General features: G+C 68.2%; 18 protein-coding genes, 1 tRNA gene and 1 pseudogene. 8 read left to right on the top strand and 12 right to left on the bottom strand.

Annotated elements, in window-relative coordinates; genetic code table 11:
- Nucleotides 1-2: 2 nt before the first annotated feature.
- The 4 genes from AC07NG_RS05220 to AC07NG_RS05235 all read right to left on the bottom strand — a co-directional run bounded on the left by AC07NG_RS05220 (nucleotide 3) and on the right by AC07NG_RS05235 (nucleotide 3,211).
- Nucleotides 3-1,025 (bottom strand): GTPase-associated system all-helical protein GASH, encoded by a 1,023-nt coding sequence (locus tag AC07NG_RS05220; protein WP_494592618.1) that lies wholly within the window; start codon nucleotides 1,023-1,025, stop codon nucleotides 3-5.
- Nucleotides 1,022-2,407 carry a metallophosphoesterase gene (locus AC07NG_RS05225; RefSeq protein ID WP_494592704.1) on the bottom strand — a complete coding sequence of 462 codons (1,386 nt, stop codon included), beginning with the start codon at nucleotides 2,405-2,407 and terminating at the stop codon, nucleotides 1,022-1,024. Before AC07NG_RS05225 ends, AC07NG_RS05220 begins: the two co-directional genes overlap by 4 nt.
- 5 nt (nucleotides 2,408-2,412) lie before the next feature.
- Entirely contained in the window at nucleotides 2,413-2,892 is a 480-nt protein-coding gene (locus AC07NG_RS05230; protein WP_494592619.1) for a hypothetical protein, read from the bottom strand.
- 242 nt (nucleotides 2,893-3,134) lie between these two features.
- Nucleotides 3,135-3,211, bottom strand: a tRNA-Arg gene (locus AC07NG_RS05235).
- A gap of 297 nt (nucleotides 3,212-3,508) precedes the next feature.
- Between AC07NG_RS05235 and AC07NG_RS05240 the strand changes: the two genes are divergently transcribed.
- From AC07NG_RS05240 to AC07NG_RS05250, 3 genes are read left to right on the top strand one after another with little or no spacing between them, the layout of a single operon-like run.
- Complete coding sequence (locus AC07NG_RS05240; RefSeq protein WP_487288010.1) at nucleotides 3,509-4,651, top strand: sensor histidine kinase; 1,143 nt, start codon at nucleotides 3,509-3,511, stop codon at nucleotides 4,649-4,651.
- A complete protein-coding gene (locus AC07NG_RS05245) occupies nucleotides 4,648-5,007 on the top strand; it encodes a response regulator (RefSeq protein ID WP_058349276.1) in 360 nt (119 codons plus the stop codon). Before AC07NG_RS05240 ends, AC07NG_RS05245 begins: the two co-directional genes overlap by 4 nt.
- 46 nt (nucleotides 5,008-5,053) lie before the next feature.
- Nucleotides 5,054-5,971: an alpha/beta hydrolase gene (locus AC07NG_RS05250; RefSeq protein WP_494592620.1), complete on the top strand. Its 918-nt coding sequence runs from the start codon at nucleotides 5,054-5,056 to the stop codon at nucleotides 5,969-5,971.
- A gap of 178 nt (nucleotides 5,972-6,149) precedes the next feature.
- On the opposite strand, the gene AC07NG_RS05255 is transcribed toward AC07NG_RS05250, so the two are convergent.
- Nucleotides 6,150-8,360, bottom strand: coding sequence for a WD40/YVTN/BNR-like repeat-containing protein (locus AC07NG_RS05255; RefSeq protein ID WP_494592621.1), 2,211 nt, complete (start codon nucleotides 8,358-8,360; stop codon nucleotides 6,150-6,152).
- Nucleotides 8,361-8,647: 287 nt separating this feature from the next.
- Between AC07NG_RS05255 and AC07NG_RS05260 the strand changes: the two genes are divergently transcribed.
- Together AC07NG_RS05260 and AC07NG_RS05265 are read left to right on the top strand one after the other, a co-directional pair.
- Nucleotides 8,648-10,741 (top strand): TonB-dependent siderophore receptor, encoded by a 2,094-nt coding sequence (locus tag AC07NG_RS05260; RefSeq protein ID WP_494592622.1) that lies wholly within the window; start codon nucleotides 8,648-8,650, stop codon nucleotides 10,739-10,741.
- 117 nt (nucleotides 10,742-10,858) lie between these two features.
- Nucleotides 10,859-12,184 (top strand): PepSY-associated TM helix domain-containing protein, encoded by a 1,326-nt coding sequence (locus AC07NG_RS05265; RefSeq protein WP_492853780.1) that lies wholly within the window; start codon nucleotides 10,859-10,861, stop codon nucleotides 12,182-12,184.
- 4 nt (nucleotides 12,185-12,188) lie between these two features.
- Here AC07NG_RS05265 and AC07NG_RS05270 read toward each other — a convergent pair whose 3' ends face one another.
- Nucleotides 12,189-12,602, bottom strand: coding sequence for a DUF1801 domain-containing protein (locus AC07NG_RS05270; RefSeq protein WP_494592623.1), 414 nt, complete (start codon nucleotides 12,600-12,602; stop codon nucleotides 12,189-12,191).
- 95 nt (nucleotides 12,603-12,697) lie between these two features.
- Between AC07NG_RS05270 and AC07NG_RS05275 the strand changes: the two genes are divergently transcribed.
- On the top strand, nucleotides 12,698-12,898 hold the full coding sequence (locus tag AC07NG_RS05275; protein ID WP_494592624.1) for a hypothetical protein: 201 nt from the start codon (nucleotides 12,698-12,700) through the stop codon (nucleotides 12,896-12,898).
- 42 nt (nucleotides 12,899-12,940) lie between these two features.
- Here AC07NG_RS05275 and AC07NG_RS05280 read toward each other — a convergent pair whose 3' ends face one another.
- On the bottom strand, nucleotides 12,941-13,447 hold the full coding sequence (locus tag AC07NG_RS05280; protein ID WP_487288017.1) for a CarD family transcriptional regulator: 507 nt from the start codon (nucleotides 13,445-13,447) through the stop codon (nucleotides 12,941-12,943).
- 316 nt (nucleotides 13,448-13,763) lie between these two features.
- Complete coding sequence (gene fdxA, locus AC07NG_RS05285) at nucleotides 13,764-14,105, bottom strand: ferredoxin FdxA (protein ID WP_487288018.1); 342 nt, start codon at nucleotides 14,103-14,105, stop codon at nucleotides 13,764-13,766.
- 273 nt (nucleotides 14,106-14,378) lie between these two features.
- Here fdxA and AC07NG_RS05290 point away from each other — a divergent pair, with 273 nt between their 5' ends.
- Nucleotides 14,379-16,457 carry a putative bifunctional diguanylate cyclase/phosphodiesterase gene (locus AC07NG_RS05290; protein ID WP_494592625.1) on the top strand — a complete coding sequence of 693 codons (2,079 nt, stop codon included), beginning with the start codon at nucleotides 14,379-14,381 and terminating at the stop codon, nucleotides 16,455-16,457.
- Nucleotides 16,458-16,482: 25 nt separating this feature from the next.
- Here AC07NG_RS05290 and AC07NG_RS05295 read toward each other — a convergent pair.
- Nucleotides 16,483-16,621: pseudogene (locus tag AC07NG_RS05295) on the bottom strand (hypothetical protein); the annotation flags it as partial.
- 121 nt (nucleotides 16,622-16,742) lie between these two features.
- Between AC07NG_RS05295 and AC07NG_RS05300 the strand changes: the two are divergent.
- Nucleotides 16,743-17,048, top strand: coding sequence for a hypothetical protein (locus tag AC07NG_RS05300; protein WP_494592626.1), 306 nt, complete (start codon nucleotides 16,743-16,745; stop codon nucleotides 17,046-17,048).
- A gap of 150 nt (nucleotides 17,049-17,198) precedes the next feature.
- Here AC07NG_RS05300 and AC07NG_RS05305 read toward each other — a convergent pair whose 3' ends face one another.
- The 3 genes from AC07NG_RS05305 to AC07NG_RS05315 form a co-directional block, all read right to left on the bottom strand.
- Entirely contained in the window at nucleotides 17,199-18,026 is an 828-nt protein-coding gene (locus AC07NG_RS05305) for a hypothetical protein (protein WP_494592627.1), read from the bottom strand.
- 117 nt (nucleotides 18,027-18,143) lie between these two features.
- Nucleotides 18,144-18,461 (bottom strand): RNA-binding S4 domain-containing protein, encoded by a 318-nt coding sequence (locus AC07NG_RS05310; RefSeq protein WP_494592628.1) that lies wholly within the window; start codon nucleotides 18,459-18,461, stop codon nucleotides 18,144-18,146.
- Nucleotides 18,458-21,031, bottom strand: coding sequence for a helicase-related protein (locus AC07NG_RS05315; protein ID WP_494592629.1), 2,574 nt, complete (start codon nucleotides 21,029-21,031; stop codon nucleotides 18,458-18,460). Before AC07NG_RS05315 ends, AC07NG_RS05310 begins: the two co-directional genes overlap by 4 nt.
- Nucleotides 21,032-21,141: the final 110 nt, after the last annotated feature.

Genomic DNA, 21,141 nt, shown 5'->3' on the forward strand with positions numbered 1-21,141 from the left:
GCTCATTCGAGTGGGCCCGGCTTGGCGCCGGCTGAGCTGGCCAAACTCAACTCGCGAACCAATCGTTCACACCAGTTCCAGGCAGTCGTGCTTTGCGAGCTGTCGATCTGGGCGGCGCCAAGTCTTGCCGCCGCGAGCGCCGGTGTCGCGGCCATTGCGGCCGTCAACGCGACGAACACTCTCGGGTGTTCGGTGACGAGGGCTTCGAGGGGAGCAAGCGCTGAATCGATTCTCGCACGCAGCGGGGCGCGTTCGACGCCCAACTCCGATAAAGCGATCTGGCCATTGCGATCAGAAAGGTTCCGGTGTGCAAGCTGGCGGTGGGCGCGGACAGCTGGCCAGGCTAGCAGGTGGCTGAGCTCGGTCGCGGCGACCACGATTCCCTCGGCTGACGGAAGCTTGCTCAGTGAGGCCTCCGCAAGGGTGCTCCAGTCGTTCAGCGCCCACCAAAGCGTATCGATCTCTTCGGCGTCCTTTCTACTGTTGGCCGCAAGCGCGCGGAGCGCCCCGGCGGTATCGGCGGTATCCACTGGCTGGCGATCGCGACGCCGCTCGGCAACGTCGTCGGACATACTGCGCGCGGCGAGTGCAAGATCTTCCCAAAGCGCGGCGACCCGCGGCGGGACCTTCGCTGCCGACATGTCCATCGCCGCCGAGAGGGCCTCGGCGAACACAGTGCAGTACTCGGTGCGCTGGGCTGTTCCATCCAGAACGATAATCGCAGCGACCGCGGCCACGACCGCGACCTCGAAGTCGCGCGAAACATCAGCGGGGTCATGCGCCGGGCCATGCTTCTGGATATCAGTGCCGACCTCCTGCCGGAGCGCGGCCGGAACAGGGCCACCGGCTGCCGCGCTGACGATCGCATCAGCCAGCATGCTCGCCTTCTCGAGCGCCGACGCTGCGGTCGAAAGTTTGCGCCATCGTACTGCAGTGGTCGTCGCTGCTTTGGTTCGTCGGTCAATGAAATCGTCGGTGATCGTGACGTCAATGATCGCAAAGTGTTTCGTGGCGGCGTGGCTCATTGGCTTGAATCCCCCTGTGCAGCTTCGACGGCGGCCACGAGATCCGCGGTTCTGCCCTCACGATGAAGTTGATCGAGCTGCATTAGCATCATGTTGGACGTGAGCGTCTCAATGCCTTCGGGAATCGCCCGAAGCTCGACGAGCACCCTCAGACGTTGCGCCATTCGGAGCTTGTGAAAGAACGCACTGCGCACGCTCGCAAAGACATGCGCGTCTCTGACCGCGGTATTGGCGGTCGGTGCTAGCTCAATCGGCTCGATCGCGGGCTGCAGCCCGTCGGAGGCAGGCTGCTCGGTCACGGGTTCAGCCGCAATCGCTGACATTGGGGCTTGAATTCGCGGAGCGCCTGACGGTGATTGGAACTTCGGACATACAAGCCGCCGCCGTCGTGGTTCCCCATCTACGTGATCAGTGCGGTCCTGATGGAAGCGCTTTTCACTTTCTTTCCAACGATAGGTGTCGACGGTCACGTCGATCGCGTCCTGCGTTTCGGCTAGCGCCACGTCGACAACATTGAACGCGTATGTGTATTCCTCGTTGATTTGATCGGGCACTGTAGCCCCGGCGTCGATGATCAGAATCTCTGCATTGCCAGCGACCGGTCGTAGCGTAACGTTTGGCCGGTGTTCGTGACCGCACATGAGAATCCGCGCGCGGTTGTCGATGTACTTTTGCGTCTCCTCGCCGTCGCGCAACCACGACATCGGATGATGAACAAGGACGACGTATTCCACTTCGTCTAGTTCGGGGATTATGCGCTGCCGTGCGCCTAGGAGCAGCTTTGGCCTCTTGTTGTTCTCCTTGCCGGAACACATCAAGGCGCTGTTCAGCCCGACAATCCGCAGCGTTCGTCCCGGCGCGAAGACGTGTTCTTTAACCCCGGCATTCCCGCCATTCGTATCGAGCTTGCATCCATACCCGCTGGCGAATTCGTCGTACGCAGCCATGCGCTTGTAAAGGGCTGCGCGACTGTCCTCGCTTTCGAGTGCTTTTGTGAGATGAGCCTTCCCGTAACGGAAAAGGTCCTTGATCAGACCGCTGACCATCAGTGACTTGCCGCGATCGATGTCGTGGTTCCCAGGCACCACCTGGACCGAAAGCGGATCGCAGCCCGCAGCATCGCTGACCTGCGCGAGCCAGGCGACGGCGTCGTCATACTGCGTCTTCTGACCTGAGTAGGCGATATCACCGGAGATGATCAGGCTGCCAATTGGCGCCTTGCCCGCGACTTGCCTCGCCGCAGCGATGGCGCGAACCTTGCGGATGAGCTGCTCGCGCGCGTCCCTATTGATTTCGACTGCCTCGCCCTTCTCCTGACCGAAGTGGATGTCGGAGAGGTGCAGAGTGACAAATGGCGCGGGGGCGACTGGAGCATTTGCCATTGGGGTCAAGCCTCAATCCGGATGCGACCTGAACGCTTCGCGTCGGCCAACGCCGACTCTACCCGCGCTCGCAGCGGGACGTCGCTGAAGCGCGCAATTACGCGCTGTACCGTTTTGGACTGTTGGTCGGTCATTACTAGAGGAGCTCCGTCAGCGGGCAAGGCCGACGGGAGGCTGAGCGCCTCTGGAATGCTGAGAACGTCGACGATTTGTGCTTCGATCGCACTCAAGTCCGCGTCACTTAGCGAAGTATCGCTCAATCTCTTAAACAGTGTTCGCAGGTTGTCACGCAACTGAGGATTCCCGACAAGCGCCTTCCTAAGGATCGTTCGCTGGATGAAATTCGTCATGTCTGATCCGCCCCAAGGACAACTAATAGCTTCAGCTTTACCGGCGTTGCAACGCTTGAGTGCTCCGGGTGCCGTGCGTTTGCCGATCGGCTGAGACCTCGTGTGTAGGGACACATCAATCGGGGTGGTGCGCATGCAGTGCAATCCGCCCCCCGACAGCCTTTAAGACTCACCTCGGTCAGGTCCGGCGCTAGTGGGGCCAAAGTCGTCAACACCTAGGGCTGCCGCCAGGAAGCGGACCTTTCCAACGGCGGCGATGAGTCAGGTGCGCGCACTCTGCCGCGCGAGCTACAACAACGCTCCGTTGCGGGACGCTCGCACATATGGCCATCTTTAAGTTGGAACGCGGCCAGTTCTAAGTTGGCGCCACACATAGGTGGCGGTCCAGGAGGGACTCGAACCCCCGACCTTCGCTTTAGGAAAGCGCTGCTCTATCCTGCTGAGCTACTGGACCGTGCGGCATGGCGCGGACCGGGTGCATAGCGCATGTTGCGGCGGGTGCGAAGCCCGGGCGAGGCGACGGCGCGGCTGATTGTCGCAAGTAGAGCGTGTGCGGGCGCCTGGCCTTGGCAAACGGTAGCGCTACAAAGCCTTGATCTCCCTCGGCTGTCGGTCGGCGCAAGGACTCTGTTAACCTTCCCGGCAACCGGGAGTAATCCTGTGCGGCGCCACGCCTCTTGTTGTTGTCCCCCCGACGCGTGCTAGGTTTGGGCGCAAGTAGCCCCGCGAGCGTCAAATCCTTATGCTGGACATGGCCGAACACGACTTGTCGGGCGGTGAAGACGATTCTGCGCTGCTGACTCTGGTCGAGACGATCGAGGAGCTGTCGGCGACGCGCACGATCGACGAGGTGGCCGCCGTGGTCCGCTCGTCCGCGCGCCGGATCTCCGGCGCGGACGGCGTGGCCTTCGTGCTGCGCGACAACGACTGCTGCTGGTACCTGGACGAAGACGCCATCGGCCCGCTGTGGAAGGGCAAGCGCTTCCCGCTGACCGCCTGCATCTCGGGCTGGGCGATGCTGAACCGCCAGACGGTGGTGATCCCCGACATCTACCAGGACGACCGGATCCCGCACGACGCCTACCGGCCAACCTTCGTCAAAAGCCTGGTGATGACGCCGGTGCGCACCCGCGATCCGATCGCGGCCCTGGGCGCCTACTGGGCCAAGGAACATACGCCGCCGCCGGAGATCGTCGCCAAGCTGCAGGTCATGGCCCGCGCCACGGCCGCGGCCCTGGAGAGCGGCCGCCTGCACGCCTCGCTCAACAAGGAGCTGGAGCGGCGCACCTTCCTGATGCGCGAGCTGGATCACCGGGTGAAGAACACCCTGGCCTCGGTGCAGTCGATCGCCAGCCAGACCCTGCGCACGGCGACCTCGCCGGCGGCGTTCAACGAGTCGTTCGAGTCGCGGCTGCTGGCCCTGTCGCAGGCCCACGAACTGCTGACCAAGCAGGCCTGGGGCAAGGCCCACCTGCGCGAGATCCTGGCCGCCGCCATGCGCCCGTTCGGCGGGCTGGAGGACGGCCGTTTCGTGGTCGAGGGGCCGCCGATCGAGATCACGCCCGAGGCGGCGGTGGCCGTGCACATGACCCTGCACGAACTGATCGTCAACGCGGCCAAGTACGGGGCGCTGTCGGCTCCGGAAGGAAAGGTGTTCGTCTCCTGGCGCGTCGAGGACGCGGGCGGACTGCACCCGACCTTCGCCCTGGAATGGCGCGAGCGCGGCGGCCCGACCGTCGTGGCCCCGGCGCCCGGCGGCGAGGGCTTCGGCTCGCGGCTGATCCGGCGCGGCCTGTCGCGCGATCTGGGCGGTTCGGCGCTGCTGGACTTCGCCCCCGAAGGCCTGGTCTTCACCTTCCGCGCCCCCCTGTCGCAAAGGCTGGCGGCGGCATGAACGGGCGGCGGATCATGATCGTCGAGGACGAGGCCCTGGTGGCCATGATGGTCGAGGACCTGCTGACGGACCTCGGCTGCGAGGTCTCCGGCTCGTTCGGGGCCGTGGGCGAGGCCCTGGCCTATCTCGACGACGACAAGCCCAGCCTCGACGGCGCCGTGCTCGACATCAATATCGGCGGCGAGATGGTGTTTCCCGTGGCCGAGGCGCTGCGGGCCAAGGGCGTGCCGTTCGTCTTCGCCACCGGCTACGGCGCCCTGCCGCGCAAAGGCTTCGAAGACGTCACCGTGCTGGCCAAGCCGATCAATTTCGGTCACCTGCGCGACGCCGTGCACGGGTTCGGCCACGCGGCCTGACGCCGCCCCGAAAAAGCCGCGCTTGGGCGAGCCGATATCGCTCGCCATGACCCGCAAGATCCTTACCGCCGCCGTGATCGGCGCCCTGAGCATGGGCGTGCTCGCCGCCGAGGCCCAGCCGCTGCGCAACCACATGCGCGAGCGTATCGCCCAGCGCCTGCAGGAAAAGCGCGCGCAAGAGGAGCGGCCGGTCGACCTGCAGGCCATCGCGCCGGGCGCCCGCAAGCTCACCGAGGCCTATGGGACGGCCAAGGGCCAGGCGATCGACGTCTATATTCCGCCGGGCGCGCAGGACGCGCCGGTGATCGTCATGGTCCACGGCGGGGCGTGGAAGATCGGCGACAAGGCCAATGTCGGCTCGATCGAGAACAAGCTGAAATACTGGCTGCCCAAGGGCTACGTGTTCGTCAGCGTCAACTACCGCCTGTTGCCCGAGGCCATGGCCTACGAGCAGGCGCAGGACGTGGCGCTGGCCCTGCGGCGGGTGCAGGACCATGCCGTCGAGTGGGGCGCCAGCGACCGGCGGATCGTGCTGATGGGCCACTCGGCCGGGGCGCACATCGTGGCCCTGCTGTCGTCGAAGCCCGAGATGGTCGGCAAGCCCTGGGCCGGCACGGTGGTGCTGGACTCGGCGGCGATGAAGGTCGCGTCGGTGATGGACGGTCGCCACCCGGGTTTCTACGACGAGGCGTTCGGCAGCGATCCGGCCGGCTGGGCCAAGGTCTCGCCGATGGACCAGTGGACGCCGGCGGCCGTGCCGATGCTGGTGGTCTGCTCGACGAAGCGTCCCGACAAGCCCTGCGACGACGCCAGGGCGTTCCAGGCGCAGGTGGAGAAGGCCGGTCAGGCGATGCCGGTGTTGCCGCAGGACCTCAGCCACGCCGACGTCAACCGGACACTGGGCCTGCCGGGGGCTTATACGCAGGCGGTGGAGGCTTGGATCAAGCAGCGGGCGGGGCGCTGATGGTTCACCTTCTCCCAGAGGGAGAAGGAGGGGCCCGCGCCGCAGGCGTGGGAGGATGAGGGGTTACGAGGCCGGCCGGCGTGCCGGTTCGATCGCGGGCCATGCGATGAGGGTGTAACCCCTCACCCTCCCACCGCTTCGCGGCGGGCCCCTCCCTCTCCCTATGGGAGAGGTTTCTCTAGCCCGGCTCCCCGTAGACGATCCCGCGTCCGTCCGTGCCGACATAGACCCGGCCGTAGACGCGCATGTCGGCGGCCAGGCAGCGGAAGCGGCGGCCGTATTCGTGGCGGGGGTCGTTGACGCGGACCCAGCTCCTGCCTTCGTCGTCCGAGCGCCAGATGGCCTTCACCCCGTCCTTGCGGCCGATGGCGAAGAGAGCAGGCCAGGGCTTGCCGGGCGGCGAGGCGCCGAGGTCGAGCTGGTCGACCTGCACGCCGCCGTCGATCCGCGTGAAGCGCGCGCCGCCGTCGGTGGAGCGGAAGAGGCCCTGGGTGGAGACGAACCACAGATGGCCGGCCTGGCCGGGCACGGCCTTCAGCGGCCAGGGGATCTCGCGCCAGGTCACCTGGTCGGCCGACAGGTCGGCGGGCAGGCCGCGCACCGGGGCTTCGACGAAGCTGGCGCCGGCGTCGGTGCTGAGGAAGCGCTTGCCGGTCTGAAGGTCGATGGCGGTGAAGCGCCTGGGATCGACGCGGTCGGGCACGGGGCGCACCCAGGCCGGCAGGCCCTTGCTGGCTTGCCAGGTCGCGCCTTGGTCGCGGGTGATCTGGGCCTGGGCGGTCATGACCATGAACACGCTCCCGTCGGCGTTGACGACGATGGCGGCGTCGTCGTGCGGGTCGGGACCGCGCCGGCCCTGGCCGGGCGGCGGCGGAGCGCTGCCGATGCGCGGCGCGGTCATCGGCGCCCAGCTGCGCCCGTGGTCGCCGGACCAGGCCAGGGTCGGGCCGCCGTGGCGCTGGTGCGGCGTGCCGCTACGGACGACGATGGCGGGTTTGCGGCCCGCGTAGTCGATGAAGTTGGTGTTGCCGAACACCGGGGTGGTGAACTGGTCGGTCGGCGAGACGGACAGGTCGTCGTGCACGAAGCCGGAGATGTCGCCGAAACCGCTGAGCAGTTGCGGACCTTCGGGCAGGCTGGCCAGGGTGATGATCGCCGTCTGCTCGATGCCCTCGACCCATGGGAACCAGGTGGTCGGGCGGCCGGCGGCGGCCTTGGTGAACTCGCGGGTGGCGTAGATGGTCGCGCCGGTGGTGTAGCAGGCGAAGTCGGGGTCGAACGGATCGATGGCCAGACCCGCCATCCACCAGCCGAAGTCGGCCTCCGGCTCGCCCCAGTGCAGGAAGGGCGTGGTCGTCACGTCGCGGCGGGCGTCGGGATAGAGGTCGGTCCAGGTCGCGCCGTGGTCGGTGGAGCGCCACAGGGTGTCGTGCGGGTTCCAGCGGTTGAGGCTGGTCACCGCCACCGCGCCGCCTCCGTCCACCGCCACGCCCATGAAGCCGCCGCCGCGCTGGGCCTGCGGCTTGGCGGGCGTGACCTCGGTCCAGGCGTTGGTCGCCGTGTCGAGCCGCCAGACCGCGCCGTCGGCCACGTTCGACGGGCCGATACCGCTGGAATAGGTGACGTAGAGCCGGCCTTCGCGATCCAGCGCCGCCTTGCAGGCGAGATAGGCGTGCGGGGCGGGGATCGGCTTCCAGCTCGCGCCCCCGTCGTCGCTGCGCCACAGGTGATGCTCGGACGGATCGGCGACGCCGACGAACAGGGTCTTGCTGCCCTGGCCCGGCTGGCCGCTGCGGGGATCGAAGATCACGAACGACAGGCCGCCGTGCGTGGGGGCGGGGCGGGCGTTGAGGCCCAGGCCCGGCAGCGGGAAGCTGGCGGACTTGCCCCAGGTCGCGCCCCGGTCGCGGCTGACCTGCAGGCCGTCGTGGCGCGAGGCGAAGTACAGGGTGCGGGTGTCGTTGGGATCAATGGCCAGGCGCTCGCCCAGGCCGCGGCCGTCCTCGTTGCCGCCCATGCGGAAGGGGACGGGGATCACGGTCCAGTCGGTCCCGCGGTTCTCCGAGCGCAGGATGGCGGCCGGATCGGGCCGGCCCATGCCGCAGGCCAGGTAGACGATGTTGGCGTCGAGCGGATCGGTCGCGACGCTCTCGACGCCCTGCCAGCTGCCCTGGGCCTGATCGTCGAGCAGCGGGATCCAGCGGCTTTCCGAGGCCTGCCAGCGATAGGCCCCGCCCATGTCGGAGCGCAGATAGGCCAGGCCCTTTTCGACCGGACTGAATACGACGCCGGGCACGAAGCCGCCGCCGCCGACCCGCACGTTGCGCCAGCGATAGGGCAGGGCGCGCGTCGCCGCGTAGGCTGTCGCTCCAAAAGGCAGCGCTGTCATCGTCGCGCCGAGAAGCAGGCCCTGGAGGGTTTCGCGGCGGCTCGGGGCTGAAGTGAACGACATGGCGACCCTAATGCGAAGCGTAGTTTTCCCGTGATCTCGCATGAGCCGAGGCCGTTTCGCCAGCCACAATTGTTAGCGCTAACCAAGCTCTGCCGACGCGCGCCGTGGCCGAAAGGACGCAGCCTGAACGCAAATGCGAATCTATTGCATCCTGAGGTTTGACAGCTCCGGACCCGGCTCCTATGCGCTCTTGCGACTTATTCTTGATTGCACGAGCGCCCCAGATGTCCCGATCCCTTCGCGCCTTCCTCCTCGCCGCGGCCATGAGCCCGGCCCTGCTGGCCGCCGCCCACGCGGCCGAGGCCCCGGCCGCCGACGGCGCGGCCGACAACCTGGACGGCGTGGTGGTGACCGGCGCCAAGACCCGCACCTCTGCGGTGACGGGTCTGGACATGAGCCTGCGCGAGACGCCGCAGTCGGTGACCATCATCGACGGCGCGACGATCCACGACTTCGCCCTGACCAACATCAACGACGTGCTGGCCCTGACCACCGGCGTCAACGTCGAGAAGGTCGAGACCGACCGCACCTATTACAACTCGCGCGGCTTCGACATCACCAACTTCCAGGTCGACGGCGTGGGGCTGCCGCTGATCTGGGGCATCCAGTTCGGCGAGCTCGACACCGTGCTGTTCGACCGCGTCGAAGTGGTGCGCGGCGCCAACAGCATGATGACCGGCACCGGCAACCCGTCGGCCACCGTCAACTACGTGCGCAAGCGCCCGACCGCCGAGTTCCAGGCCAACGCCGCCCTGCAGTACGGCTCGTGGGACTCCAAGCGCCTTGAGGCCGACGTCTCGGGCCCGCTGAACGAGAGCGGCACGCTGCGCGGCCGGCTGATCTATGCCAACGAGGACCGCGACTCCTATCTCGACCACTACAAGGTCAACCGGAACGTCTACGCCGCCCTGCTGGCCTGGGACGTGACCGACAACACCACGGCCACCTTCGGCTGGTCGATGCAGGACAACCGGGCTTCGGGCGTGCTGTGGGGCGCCCTGCCGCTGACCTACAGCGACGGCAGCCTGATCAATTACGACGTCTCGTCCTCGACCTCGGCCGACTGGACCTATTGGGACGTTCGCGACCAGACCGCCTTCGCCGAGGTCGAGCATCGCCTCGACAACGGCTGGCGGATCAAGGCCATCGCCACGGCCAAGCGCTTCGAGGAGCACGCCAAGCTGCTCTACGCCTACACCGGCGCGGACGGCATCGACCCGACGACGGGCCTGGGCGTCTACGGCATGGCGGGCGTCTATCCGTCGATCTATGAGAGCTACACCCTGGACGCCTACGCATCGGGTCCGTTCCAGGCCTTCGGCCGCGAGCACCAGCTGGTGGTCGGCGGCCAGGTCTCGCGTTCGGAAGGGCACGAGTACGAGGACTTCTCGAGCGACTCGATCGTCTATTCGTCGGTCTCGAGCTGGGGCTCGACCCAGCCGGCCGAGCCGAGCTTCCCCGGCGCCTATCTGTCGGCCAACGAGACCACCAAGCTGGCCCGCTTCTACGCCGGCGCCCACCTCAGCGTGACCGACAAGCTGAAGCTGGTGACCGGTTTCAACGCCCTGAAGCTGAAGGCCTACGGCTTCTCGTACGGCGCCGACATGGCCCGCGACGAAAGCAAGGTCAGCCCGTACCTCGGCGCGGTCTACGACCTGAACAAGAACGTCTCGCTCTACGCCAGCTACACCGACATCTTCAATCCGCAGTCGGAGGTCGACTCCACCCGCGCCAAGCTCGCCGCCGTGCACGGCAAGAGCTACGAGGCCGGGGTCAAGAGCGAGTGGTTCGACGGCCGCCTCTACGTGACCGGCTCGGTGTTCAAGGCCGTGCAGAACGGCCTGGCCGCCTGGGCCGGCTATTTCACCGACGGCAAGAGCTACTATTCGGCTCAGGACACCGAATCCAAGGGCTACGAGATCGAGGCCAGCGGCCGCATCACCGACAACTGGCGCGTCGGCGCCGGCTGGACGTCGCTGGAGATCGAGGACACGGCGACGGGCGCCGACGCCCGCGTCTTCCTGCCGCGCAAGACGCTGAAGGCCTCGACCACCTACAGCGTGCCGTCGCTGCGCAACCTCAAGCTCGGCGCCGCCGTGCGCTGGCAGGACGAGATCACCACCGACGCCGCCGACGTCACCCAGGACGCCTATGCGGTGGTCGACCTGATGGCCGGCGTCGACGTCACCGACCGCATCCGCGGCACGCTGAACCTCAAGAACGTCGGCGACGAGAAGTACCTCAACAGCCTGATGTGGGGGCAGGCCTACTACGCCGCCCCGCGCAGCGTGTCGGTTCGCCTGGACTATCGCTTCTAATAATCGTTATTAAGAGGGGCGTGGCGGCGGTTCGCCCGTCGCCACGCCCTTGATGTTTGTTTTCGAGCCTTTCAACCGCCTCGCATGGCGCGGAACCGAAGGGCTCCGGGAGGCCGGATGGACGCGCGCAATCTGGAAACACCTTACGCGCCGGACGTCACGCCGGTCCCGCAGCCGCCCGCGGCCTCGGTGGCCAAGGCCGTTCGCGCGGCCGTGCGGCCGACCCTGACCTTCGTACACCGCTGGGTGGGCCTGTTCATCGCCGGCTTCCTGTTCATCTCGGGCGTCACCGGCGCGGTGATCTCGTGGGACCACGAGCTGGACGACGTCCTCAATCCGCACCTGATGCACGCCAGGACCGATGGTCCGGCCCTGCCGACCCTCGACATTGTCAAGCAGGTCGAGGCCCGCGATCCGCGGGTGATCGTCTCCTACTTCCCGCTGACCGCCGAGCCGGGCGAGACCCTGGCCATCGGCGTAGACGCCCGCCAGGACCCCAAGACCGGCAAGCACTACGAACTCGGCTACAACCAGGTTTTCATCGACCCGGCGACCGGCGTCGAGCAGGGCCGGCGCGAGTGGGGCGCGGTGTGGCCGATCACCACCGAGACCTTCGTCTCGTTCCTCTACATCCTGCACTACACCCTGCACATTCCCGAGTTCTGGGGGATCGACCGCTGGGGCGTCTGGCTGCTGGGCGGGGTCGCGGTGCTGTGGACGCTGGACTGCTTCGTCGGCTTCTACCTGACCCTGCCGGCCAGCCCGACCAATGGCCGCAAGCCCGCCAAGAGCTTCTGGAGCCGCTGGAAGCCGGCCTGGCAGATCAAGACCAAGGCCAGCGCCTACCGGATCAATTTCGACATCCACCGGGCCTTCGGCCTGTGGCTGTGGGGCGTGCTGTTCGTGGTGGCCTTCACGGCCTTCTCGCTGAACCTCTACAGCGAGGTGTTCTATCCGGTGATGTCGAAGATCTCGAAGGTCTCGCCGACCCCGTTCGACACCCGCGTGCCGACCAGCCACGACAACCCGATCCTGCCCAAGCAGACCTATGAGGCGATCATCGCCAAGGCTAGGACGGACGCGGCCGCGCGCGGTTTCACCGCCCCGGTGGGCGGGGCGTTCTACTCGCCGCACTACGGCGTCTACGGCGTGGCCTTCCACAAGGTGGGCGACGACCACGGGGCCGGCGGCGTGGGCCCGCCCTACCTCTATTACGACGGCGCCGACGGCCGCTATCTGGGCGAGCGCCTGCCCTGGAAGGGCACGGCCGCGGACATCTTCGTCCAGGCCCAGTTCCCGCTGCACTCGGGCCGGATCCTGGGCCTGCCGGGCCGCATCCTGATCTCGCTGACCGGCCTGGTCGTGGCCGCGCTGAGCGTCACGGGCGTGGTCATCTGGCTGAAGAAGCGCCGGGCGCGGGTGCTGCGCAGGAAGCCGGCGTAAGGGCTCAGCAGGCCGTGTGGCCGCTCCGCGTCCAGGCGGCCGAGGCTTCGGCCAGGGCGCGGACGACGGCCAGGTCGATGTCCGCCAGCCGCTTGACGTAGACGCAGGAGACGGCGGAGCGGTGCTTGCCCAGCTTCGCCAGCAGGGCCTCGCGCTCGGGGAAGTCCGAGGCGAAATAGAGCACCAGCTCGGTCTTGCGCGGCGAGAAGCCGAGCAGCGGCCAGTCCATCGGCTTGGGGCCGCCGGTCGAATAGGACCCGAAGCCGACGATCGAGGGCCCCCACATCACCGCCGGCGCGCCGGCCACCTCGGCCAGCAAGGCGCGGACGGTCTCGGCGTCGGCCCGGCGGGCCTCGGGCGAGGCGGCCAGGAAGTCATCGACGCTGGCGTCCGTCGGACGGGTCTTGGGTTCGGCCATGGCGAAGACTCCGGTGCTGCCGATCGAGATTGAGCGCGATCGGATCTGCTGCCAAGCTGGCCATGAGGCGGAGCGGCAAGGGGAGCTTCATGCTGATGCGATGGGCGACTGTGGCGCTGGCCGGCCTGGTGCTTTCGGCGTGCGCCTCCGACGGCTGTCCGCCCGGACAGCGCAAGGTGAGCCGCATCGTCGGCTACGAGACGTTCGCTGACGACGGCGGCGCCACCATCGTCGCCAATATCTGCGTGCCCAAGCCGCGCCCTGGTCCGGCCCCCAACGAAAAACGCCCCCGGTGAACCGGGGGCGTCTTCGAAGACGTCGTCGTTGAGGCGGAAGCCTCAGGCGGCGGTCTTGATCAGCGACTTGGTCAGGATGCCGATGGCGGCTTCGCGGTCGATGCGCTCGATGGCGGCGACTTCGCGGGCCATGCGGTCCAGGGCCGATTCATAGAGCTGACGCTCCGAATAGGACTGTTCCGGCTGGTTTTCGGCGCGGTGCAGGTCGCGGACCACCTCGGCGATCGACACCAGGTCGCCCGAGTTGATCTTGGCTTCGTATTCCTGGGCGCGACGCGACCACATGGTGCGCTTCACGCGGGCGCGGCCCTTCAGGGTGGTCAGGGCCTGATTGACGACGTCGCCTTCGGCCAGCGGGCGCAGGCCGGCGGCCTTGGCCTTCTTGGTCGGGACGCGCAGGGTCATCTTTTCGTGGTCGAAGGTGATGACGTAGACTTCGAGCGACATCCCGGCCACTTCCTGGGTCTCGATGCCCTGGATCGTCCCCACGCCGTGGGCGGGGTAGACGACGTGATCGCCGACCGAGAATTCCAGACCGCTCTTGCTCATTCGTTCGTCCTCATAAAATTGGGCTCGCGCCCAAAACGCCGTTTCCAAGCATCCCAAAAAGCGATAGCAACCCGTCCGTCGGAGAGGCGGGGCCAAGTCGGATCAGGATTTGGAGTGTCTCTTAAGTCACCCTTCGCCTTCGATCGGGCGAGCCGTTGAACGGCTGTCGTCTTCCACCAGACATGCGGGTGCGAGGGCGCATCCGTCACGTCGGAAGCGACAATAGCATAAAATTCAGCCTCATGAAAGGCTTGCGACCCGGCATGGGGTCGCGACGGCTGTAAACCAGCCGTGGAAACGGGGATTCAGCCCCGGATCAGGAGCCCTTGCCGGGCTTTTCGCTGAAGTACTTCTCGAACTTGCCGGTCTCGCGCTCGAAGTCGGCGCGGTCGGCCGGCGGCTCGCCCTTGACGGTGATGTTCGGCCAGACCTTGGCGTAGTCGGAGTTGATCCGCAGCCACTTGCCGTCGGCCTCGTCCTCGGTGTCCGGCTTGATGGCGTCGACCGGGCATTCCGGCTCGCAGACGCCGCAGTCGATGCATTCGTCCGGATTGATCACGAGGGTGTTCTCGCCCTCGTAGAAGCAATCCACCGGGCACACCTCGACGCAGTCCATGAACTTGCAGCGGATGCAGGCGTCGGTGACGATGTAGGTCATCGGAACTTGGCGGCTTTCTGGGACGGACGGACGTAACGCGGCCGCGTTTTCGGAGCGACGGGCGTGAATGTCAATGCGGCGCGGTGCGCGGCGGGGCCAGGATTTCTGACGACGCCGACAGACGGGCGCCCGCGAGCGGCGCTTTGAGCACGCTTTGTCGGGCTTCCGACAATGAAGAACGAGGTTCGTCGAAAGATACCAATTCTTATGGAAGGCGTTTCACTGTGTAGTTGAGGATACGCCGCACAACAACGTCGGGAAGCCGACACCAGAATGACCAGCATGGCCCTGAAGACCGCTCCGCCGGCGAGCGCGGAGGACATCAACGCGCAGCTGCGGCTTCGAATGGCCTCGTTCGAGGCCTTCGTCGCGCATGCGCCGTTCGCGGCCGCGCTGATCGATCGTTCGGGCCGGCTGGCCGCCGTCAGCGCCGAATGGCGCGACGAGGACCTGACCCCCGACCTGGCGCCGGGCGAGCCCTTCGCCCGCTGCCTGATGAACCTTGAGGACGTCGAGAGCCTGGAGCGCTGCCTGTCGTCCGGCGAGCCGTTCTCGCGCTACAGGGCCCAGGTGGTGGAGGGCGCCCAGCGGATCTGGCGCAGCGAGTTCGCCGCCTGCCGCAGCGACGAGGGGATCATCTTCGCCGTCATCGTCACCGCCCGCGACGTCACCGGCTACGCCCAGACCGCGCTGCGGGCCGAGCGCAACGAGCAGCGGCTGAAGCTGGCGCTCGAGCTCGACGACCTGATGGTGCGCGAGGTCGATCTGAAGACCGGCGAGGTCTACGTCTCGGGCACTTGCCCCGAGCTTGAGAAGTGGTGCCTGTTCGACGCCGATCCGCTGGAGATCGTGCACGAGGAGGACCGCGAGCGCATGGCCCAGATCATGCGCGCCCGCCGCGACGGCGAGGCGGCGGTGTTCGAGTTCCGGCTCAATCGCGACGACGGCATCGAGACCTGGGTGCGCTCGGTCGGCAAGCGCTTCGTCGGCGGCGACGGCAAGCCCGAGCGGCTGGTCAACCTCTTCAAGGACATCACCGACCGCCGCCGGCAGACCGAGGCCGTCGAGAACCTGGCCTTCCGCGACCCGCTGACCAGCCTGCCCAACCGCGCCTATTTCCAGCGCAAGTTCCAGGAGGCGGTCGACGCCTCGGAGATGGCCGGCGAGATCTTCGGCCTGATCATGATCGACGTCGATCACTTCAAGGACATCAACGACACCCTGGGCCACGACGCGGGCGACGCCCTGCTACGGCGGCTGGCCGACGTGCTGCGCCACGCCTTCCGGGCCGGCGACACGGTGGCCCGCCTGGGCGGCGACGAGTTCGCGGTGATCCTGCGCGGCCTGCACGGCGAGGGCGACATGCTGCGGCCGATCAAGGCCCTGCAGGAGCTGCTGCGCCAGCCGATCCAGCACGCTGGCCGCAGCTTCTCGGTCAGCGCCAGCATCGGGGCGGCGCTGCACGGCGACCCGGACGCCGACCCCAGTCACATCTTCAAGAACGCCGACATCGCCCTCTATCGGGCCAAGGACGAGGGCCGCAACCGCTCGATCCTGTTCGACCCGTCGATGCGCTCGGCCCTGGAGCAGCGGCTGGAGTTGCTGCGCGACGTGCGCGCGGCGATCGAGGCCGACGAGTTCATCCTCTACTACCAGCCGGTGATCGACCTGGAGAGCGGCAGCGTGGCCGGCTTCGAGGCGCTGATGCGCTGGGCTCACCCCGAGCAGGGAATCCTCACGCCCGACCGCTTCATGCCGGCCTTCGAGGACCAGGACCTGTCGCTCAAGCTGGGTGACGTGGCCTTCGAGACGGCGCTGAAGCAGATGCGGGCCTGGCTGGACGCCGGGATCGAGTTCGGCCGGGTGGCGGTCAACATCTCGGCGGCCCAGTTCCGCTCCGGCCGTCTGGCCGAGGAGGTGCAGGAGCGCCTGGCCCGCTGGGGCGTGCCGTGCGACCGCCTGACCATCGAGGTCACCGAGCACGTCTATATGGGCTGGGCCTCGGACGTGGTCAGCGACACGGTGCGCAAGCTGCACGCGGCCGGGGTGATGATCGCGCTCGACGATTTCGGCACCGGCTACGCCAGCCTGGCCAACCTGCGGCAGTTCCCGATCGACCGGCTGAAGATCGACAAGGGCTTCGTCCAGAACGCCGAGGACGCGGCGATCGTGAAGGCGGTGATCACCCTGGGTTCGTCGATGGGCATGAAGGTGGTGGCCGAGGGCGTCGAGGACCTGGCCCAGCTGGAAGCCCTGGCCACCTATGGCTGCGACCAGGTGCAGGGCTACCACTTCAGCCGCCCGATGCCGCCCGAGAAGGTGCCGGGTTTCGTGGACGGGTTTTCGATCTGAAGTTATCCACAGGGATGCTTCTTCGTCCCGTCATTCCCGCCCTTGTGGCGGGAAACCCTGGTTCCGCTGACACGTGAGATGCGAGCGGCGTGCTGAGCACGCCGCCCCTCCCGCCCTTGCGGCTGACAGAGGGGTTCCCGCCACAAGGGCGGGAATGACGGGAGTAAGGGGGCGGGAGAGGGTTATCCCCGTGTCTGGCCGGATCGCTCCCAACGAATTCAAAGCCCTACAAGAAAACGCACGTTTCCTGTCCCCGGCCTCCGGGCCGGCCTCATGCTGTTGGTCATGAGCGAACAGACCTCCCGCGCCTGGTGCGCGAAGATCCAGCAGCGGCTGATGGCGGCGATGGATGACCTGTGGGCGGCGATGGAGGACGGCCTCGATCGCGAAGCCTTCCGCAAGGCGTCCGAGAAGGTGCGGCTGCTGGGCCAGATGGCCGCGACGGTGAGGAAGATCGTCGTCGCCCTGCCGCCCGAGCGCGCGGCGCGGCCGGCGGGCGGCTGGCTGTCGGCGCTGGAGCCCGAGACCGACCCGCCGAGGCCTGAGCGGAAGATCGATGCGCTGAAAGGTGGGGCGCGCGGACGGCTATGAGATCCTCCCCCTCTGGGGGAGGTGGCCCGAAGGGCCGGAGGGGGGCCGTTTTCAGCCGCCGCCGCGCTAGCCGGCTTCGCAGCCGCTTCCCTCTCCGTCGGCTTCGCCGACACCTCTCCCTTCAGGGAGAGGGTTGTTTCGGGGCGGTCCTCATTTCTTGCCCAGGTCCATCTTGCTGATCCGGCCCTGGTCGACGGCCCAGACCTCGTTCGGGCCCGTGCCGACGGCGATGGGCAGCTTGTAGAGCAGGCTGAGGAAGGCGTGGGTCTCGACGGGCGTCGGCGAGACCAGATGTGTTGCGAAGACCATGACCGGCTGCTGGCCGGCCTTGGCCTTGGGCCGCTCCATCAGCAGGCACGACATCGACAGGGCGTCGACCCGGGTGACGGTCTTGCCGTCGGCGGCGACGCTGACGCGGTAGTGGCCGCCGACCGGGATCGCGCCCGCGGCCGGAGACGGCGCCAGCAGCCAGACGATGAAGCCGTCGCCCTGCGGATCGCGGACGATCGCGGTGTTGTAGCCGGGGCGGCAGGCGGCGGGCTGGGCGGCGATGGCGGCCGCGCGAGCCGAGAAGCTCAGGCGCTCTTCGTCGGTCAGCTTGCGGTCGGCCGGTTCGGTGACGGGGCCGGCGCCCTTGCCGTCGACCACCACGTCGTAGCCGATCTCCAGGCCGGCGCCCTTGTCGCGCAGGAAGCGGACCGTGGCCGTCTTGCCGTCGTCCTCGACCAGCCAGCCCTTGAGGCCCGCGCCCTGCAGGTCGGGCACCTTGTCGCCCAGGGCGTCGCTGGCCAGCCAGGCGGCGATGTCCTGGCGATAGATGGCGCGGCCGAAGGCCTCGATCTGCAGCAGGTCGAAGGCGCGGATCGGCGTCGGGGGCTTGGCGGGCTTGCCGGAGGGCGGGGCGGGGGGCTGGGCGTGGGCGACGCCGGTGAGCAACAGGGCCAGGCTGACGGCCACGGCCGAACGGAACGACGCCACGCGATGTACTCCCCCGGATGAAACTCCACCGAAGGTAGCGGATGGCGCGGCGGCGTCTATGGCGAAGGTTGGGGGCGTTGGTTTGATCCCTCTCTCTATGAGAGAGGGGACATTGGGCTACCCCTCCACCGCCTCGTACAGCCCCCGGGCCTCGGTCGCCGGGCCGCGGCGTTCGCCGCAGTCGAGGACGCGGACGTTCACCAACCGGCCGCCGATGGCGAAGACCAGGACGTCGCCGGCCTTCAGCGTTCGAGAGGGCTTGTCGACGCGGCTGTCGGGCGAGCCGGCGCGGGTCAGGCGGATGCGGCCTTCGTCGACGAAGCGGGCGGCCATCGAGCGGGTCTTGAAGAAGCGGGCGCGCCACAGCCAGACGTCGGCGCGGCAGTGCTCCGCATGGTGCTCCCCGTGATGGGCGTCGTGGTGCGCGTGGTTCATGAAGCGATCTGGTCGCGCGGGACGGCGATCGCCGGCTTGCGGCGGCGGGGCTTCTTACGGCGCGCCGACGGGGCCGGAGGCGGCGGCTCGGTCAGCTTGGCCAGGGCGGCGAACGGCGAGTCCGGGCGGGCCTGGACCGGCTTGGGTTCCAGCCGCTGGGCGCCGCGGCGCTTCCAGACGATCGGAGCGTCGGGCTTGGCGCGCACGGCCGGGGTGTAGTCCAGCGAGCGCAGCACCGAGGAGGCCTCGGCCGCGCTCCAGCCCAGGGTTTCGAGCGCGGCCGGGGTCAGCACCACGCCGCCCGGGCGCTGTTCGGCGCGCAGCAGGGCGTCGAGCTTTTCCAGGGTCTCGACCGGAACCAGGTGCTTGCCGGCGATACGCAGGCCGCTGGCCGCCAGGGTGCGCGGCGGCGGCAGGGGCGAGGGCAGGGCGCTCAGGCCGACCAGCGGGCCGCGCCAGCCGCCGGGGTCCAGGGCGCGAGCGCAGGCGATGGCTTCCGAGCGCAGCACGCCCGGCGAATAGAGCGAGAAGGCGCCGATGCGGACACCCAGGCTCTTGAGCGTGCGGCGCTCGGCCTGGCTGAGCGCCTTCAGTTCCGGATCGAGCGGACGCTTGTCGAGCACGCCTCCGGCCTCCAGCAGGCGGTGGGCGACGCCGCGCGGCAGGCCGCGAAGCTCGCCGCCGGCCAGGGCCTGCTGCAGCTTGCGCAGGGGCGCCAGATGCCGGTCGACCTCGGAGGCCAGAAAGGCGTCGAGCCGCCGTTCGGCCCGCTCGCGCGCCGGAAGGGGACCAAGCTCGCCCAGCAGGCGGGCGCGGGGCGACAGCAGGTCGCCGCCGGCGCGCACGGCCCCGGCCGCCTCGCCGCGCCACAGGATCATGCCGTCGGGCGTCAGGGCGAAGGCCTCGTCCGGCTCGGCGGCCAAGAGACCCAGGCGGCGGGCGATCTCCGGCCCCACCGCGCGCTGGGCGGCGTTGCGCAGGGCCTTCTCCTCCAGCGGACTGGAGCCCTTCTCGGCGATGAAGGTGACGCCGGTCAGCCGGCCGACCACATGGCCCTCGACGCTGATCTCGCCGTCGGCGGCGACGCCGGCCAGGATCGTCTCGCGCTCGCCCAGCTGCTTCATCAGCACGCTGGTGCGGCGGTCGATGAACCGCGCCATCAGCTTTTCGTGCAGGGTGTCGCTGATCTTGTCTTCCAGCTCGCGGGTGCGGCCCTGCCAGTGGACGGGGTTGGCCAGCCAGTCGGGACGGTTGGCGATGTAGGAGAGGGTGCGCACGCCCGACAGGCGCGCCGCCAGGCTGTCGATCTCGCCGTCGGTGCGGTCCAGGGCCTTGAACTGACCGTTGATCCAGTCTTCCGGCAGGCGCTTGCGACCGGTGGTCAGGTCGTCGAACAGCGTCTTGACCATCCGCTGGTGGTCGTCGTCGGTGGTCTTGCGGAAGTCGGGGGTCTGGCAGACGTCCCACAGCTTCAGCAGGGCCGAGCGGTCGGACTTGCAGCGGGCGACGACGTCTTCATGCGTCGCCAGTTTGCGCAGGGTGCGCTCGTCCAGCGCTTCCTGGGACAGGGTCAGGCCGTTGCGGTTCGGCGGCTCGGACAGCGAGCGCAGCAGACCGGGCAGGTTGCCGAAGTCGAGCTTTGCGCTGCGCCACTCGGCGGCCATCACCGGCTGGAAGGCGTGCTCCTCGACGGCCTGGACGAGATCCTCGTCCATTTCCTCGCAGTCGCCCGTGACGCCGAAGGTGCCGTCGCGGGTGTAGCGGCCGGCGCGGCCGGCGATCTGGCCCACCTCCTGCGGGTGCAGCCAGCGGGTGCGGCGGCCGTCGAACTTGCGCAGGCCGGCGAAGGCCACGTGGTCGACGTCCATGTTCAGGCCCATGCCGATGGCGTCGGTGGCCACCAGGAAATCGACCTCGCCGCTCTGGTAGAGGGCGACCTGGGCGTTGCGGGTGCGGGGGCTCAAGGACCCCATGACCACGGCCGCCCCGCCCCGCTGGCGGCGGATCAGCTCGGCGATGGCGTAGACGGCGTCGGTGGAGAAGGCCACGACCGCCGTGCGCCGGGGCAGGCGGGTCAGCTTCTTGGAGCCGGCGTAGGACAGGTTGGAGAACCGCTCGCGGCCGACGATCTCGGCGTCGGGCAGCAGGCGGCGGACCAGCGGGGCCATGGTCGAGGCGCCCAGCAGCATGGTCTCGAACCGGCCCCGGGCGTGCAGCAGGCGGTGGGTGAAGATGTGGCCGCGCTCGGGATCGGCGCACAGCTGGATCTCGTCGATGGCCACGAAGTCGACCTCGCGGCCCAGCGGCATGGCCTCGACCGTGCAGACGAAATAGGCCGCGCGCGGCGGGACGATCTTCTCCTCGCCGGTGATCAGGGCGACGCTGGCCTTGCCGCGCAGCTTGACGATGCGGTCGTAGATCTCGCGCGCCAGCAGGCGCAGCGGCAGGCCGATCATCCCCGAGGCGTGACCGAGCATGCGCTCGACCGCCAGGTGGGTCTTGCCGGTGTTGGTGGGCCCCAGGACCGCGGTGAGCCGCGACGGGGCGAGGCCGGTGGAACGGTCGCTCATGACCCCCCGAAAGTGGGACGGGATTCGGGGCGAGGCAAGCGTGGGCTTGGAATTGTGGGCGCGGCTATGCGCCCTACCCGCCGCCGGCGAATTGTAGGATGAAAGAGGCG

This window comes from Caulobacter sp. GW821-FHT10C03 (genome assembly GCF_059415485.1).

Coding starts and splice junctions, on each gene's coding strand:
- AC07NG_RS05280 (WP_487288017.1), bottom strand. CDS start 13,447: ATGAGCAAGAGCGGTCTGGAATTCTCGGTCGGCGATCACGTCGTCTAC.
- AC07NG_RS05240 (WP_487288010.1), top strand. CDS start 3,509: ATGGCCGAACACGACTTGTCGGGCGGTGAAGACGATTCTGCGCTGCTG.
- AC07NG_RS05315 (WP_494592629.1), bottom strand. CDS start 21,031: ATGAGCGACCGTTCCACCGGCCTCGCCCCGTCGCGGCTCACCGCGGTC.
- fdxA (WP_487288018.1), bottom strand. CDS start 14,105: ATGACCTACATCGTCACCGACGCCTGCATCCGCTGCAAGTTCATGGAC.
- AC07NG_RS05290 (WP_494592625.1), top strand. CDS start 14,379: ATGACCAGCATGGCCCTGAAGACCGCTCCGCCGGCGAGCGCGGAGGAC.
- AC07NG_RS05265 (WP_492853780.1), top strand. CDS start 10,859: ATGGACGCGCGCAATCTGGAAACACCTTACGCGCCGGACGTCACGCCG.
- AC07NG_RS05310 (WP_494592628.1), bottom strand. CDS start 18,461: ATGAACCACGCGCACCACGACGCCCATCACGGGGAGCACCATGCGGAG.
- AC07NG_RS05270 (WP_494592623.1), bottom strand. CDS start 12,602: ATGGCCGAACCCAAGACCCGTCCGACGGACGCCAGCGTCGATGACTTC.
- AC07NG_RS05255 (WP_494592621.1), bottom strand. CDS start 8,360: ATGACAGCGCTGCCTTTTGGAGCGACAGCCTACGCGGCGACGCGCGCC.
- AC07NG_RS05275 (WP_494592624.1), top strand. CDS start 12,698: ATGCGATGGGCGACTGTGGCGCTGGCCGGCCTGGTGCTTTCGGCGTGC.
- AC07NG_RS05300 (WP_494592626.1), top strand. CDS start 16,743: ATGAGCGAACAGACCTCCCGCGCCTGGTGCGCGAAGATCCAGCAGCGG.
- AC07NG_RS05250 (WP_494592620.1), top strand. CDS start 5,054: ATGACCCGCAAGATCCTTACCGCCGCCGTGATCGGCGCCCTGAGCATG.
- AC07NG_RS05225 (WP_494592704.1), bottom strand. CDS start 2,407: ATGGCAAATGCTCCAGTCGCCCCCGCGCCATTTGTCACTCTGCACCTC.
- AC07NG_RS05245 (WP_058349276.1), top strand. CDS start 4,648: ATGAACGGGCGGCGGATCATGATCGTCGAGGACGAGGCCCTGGTGGCC.
- AC07NG_RS05220 (WP_494592618.1), bottom strand. CDS start 1,025: ATGAGCCACGCCGCCACGAAACACTTTGCGATCATTGACGTCACGATC.
- AC07NG_RS05230 (WP_494592619.1), bottom strand. CDS start 2,892: ATGCGCACCACCCCGATTGATGTGTCCCTACACACGAGGTCTCAGCCG.
- AC07NG_RS05260 (WP_494592622.1), top strand. CDS start 8,648: ATGTCCCGATCCCTTCGCGCCTTCCTCCTCGCCGCGGCCATGAGCCCG.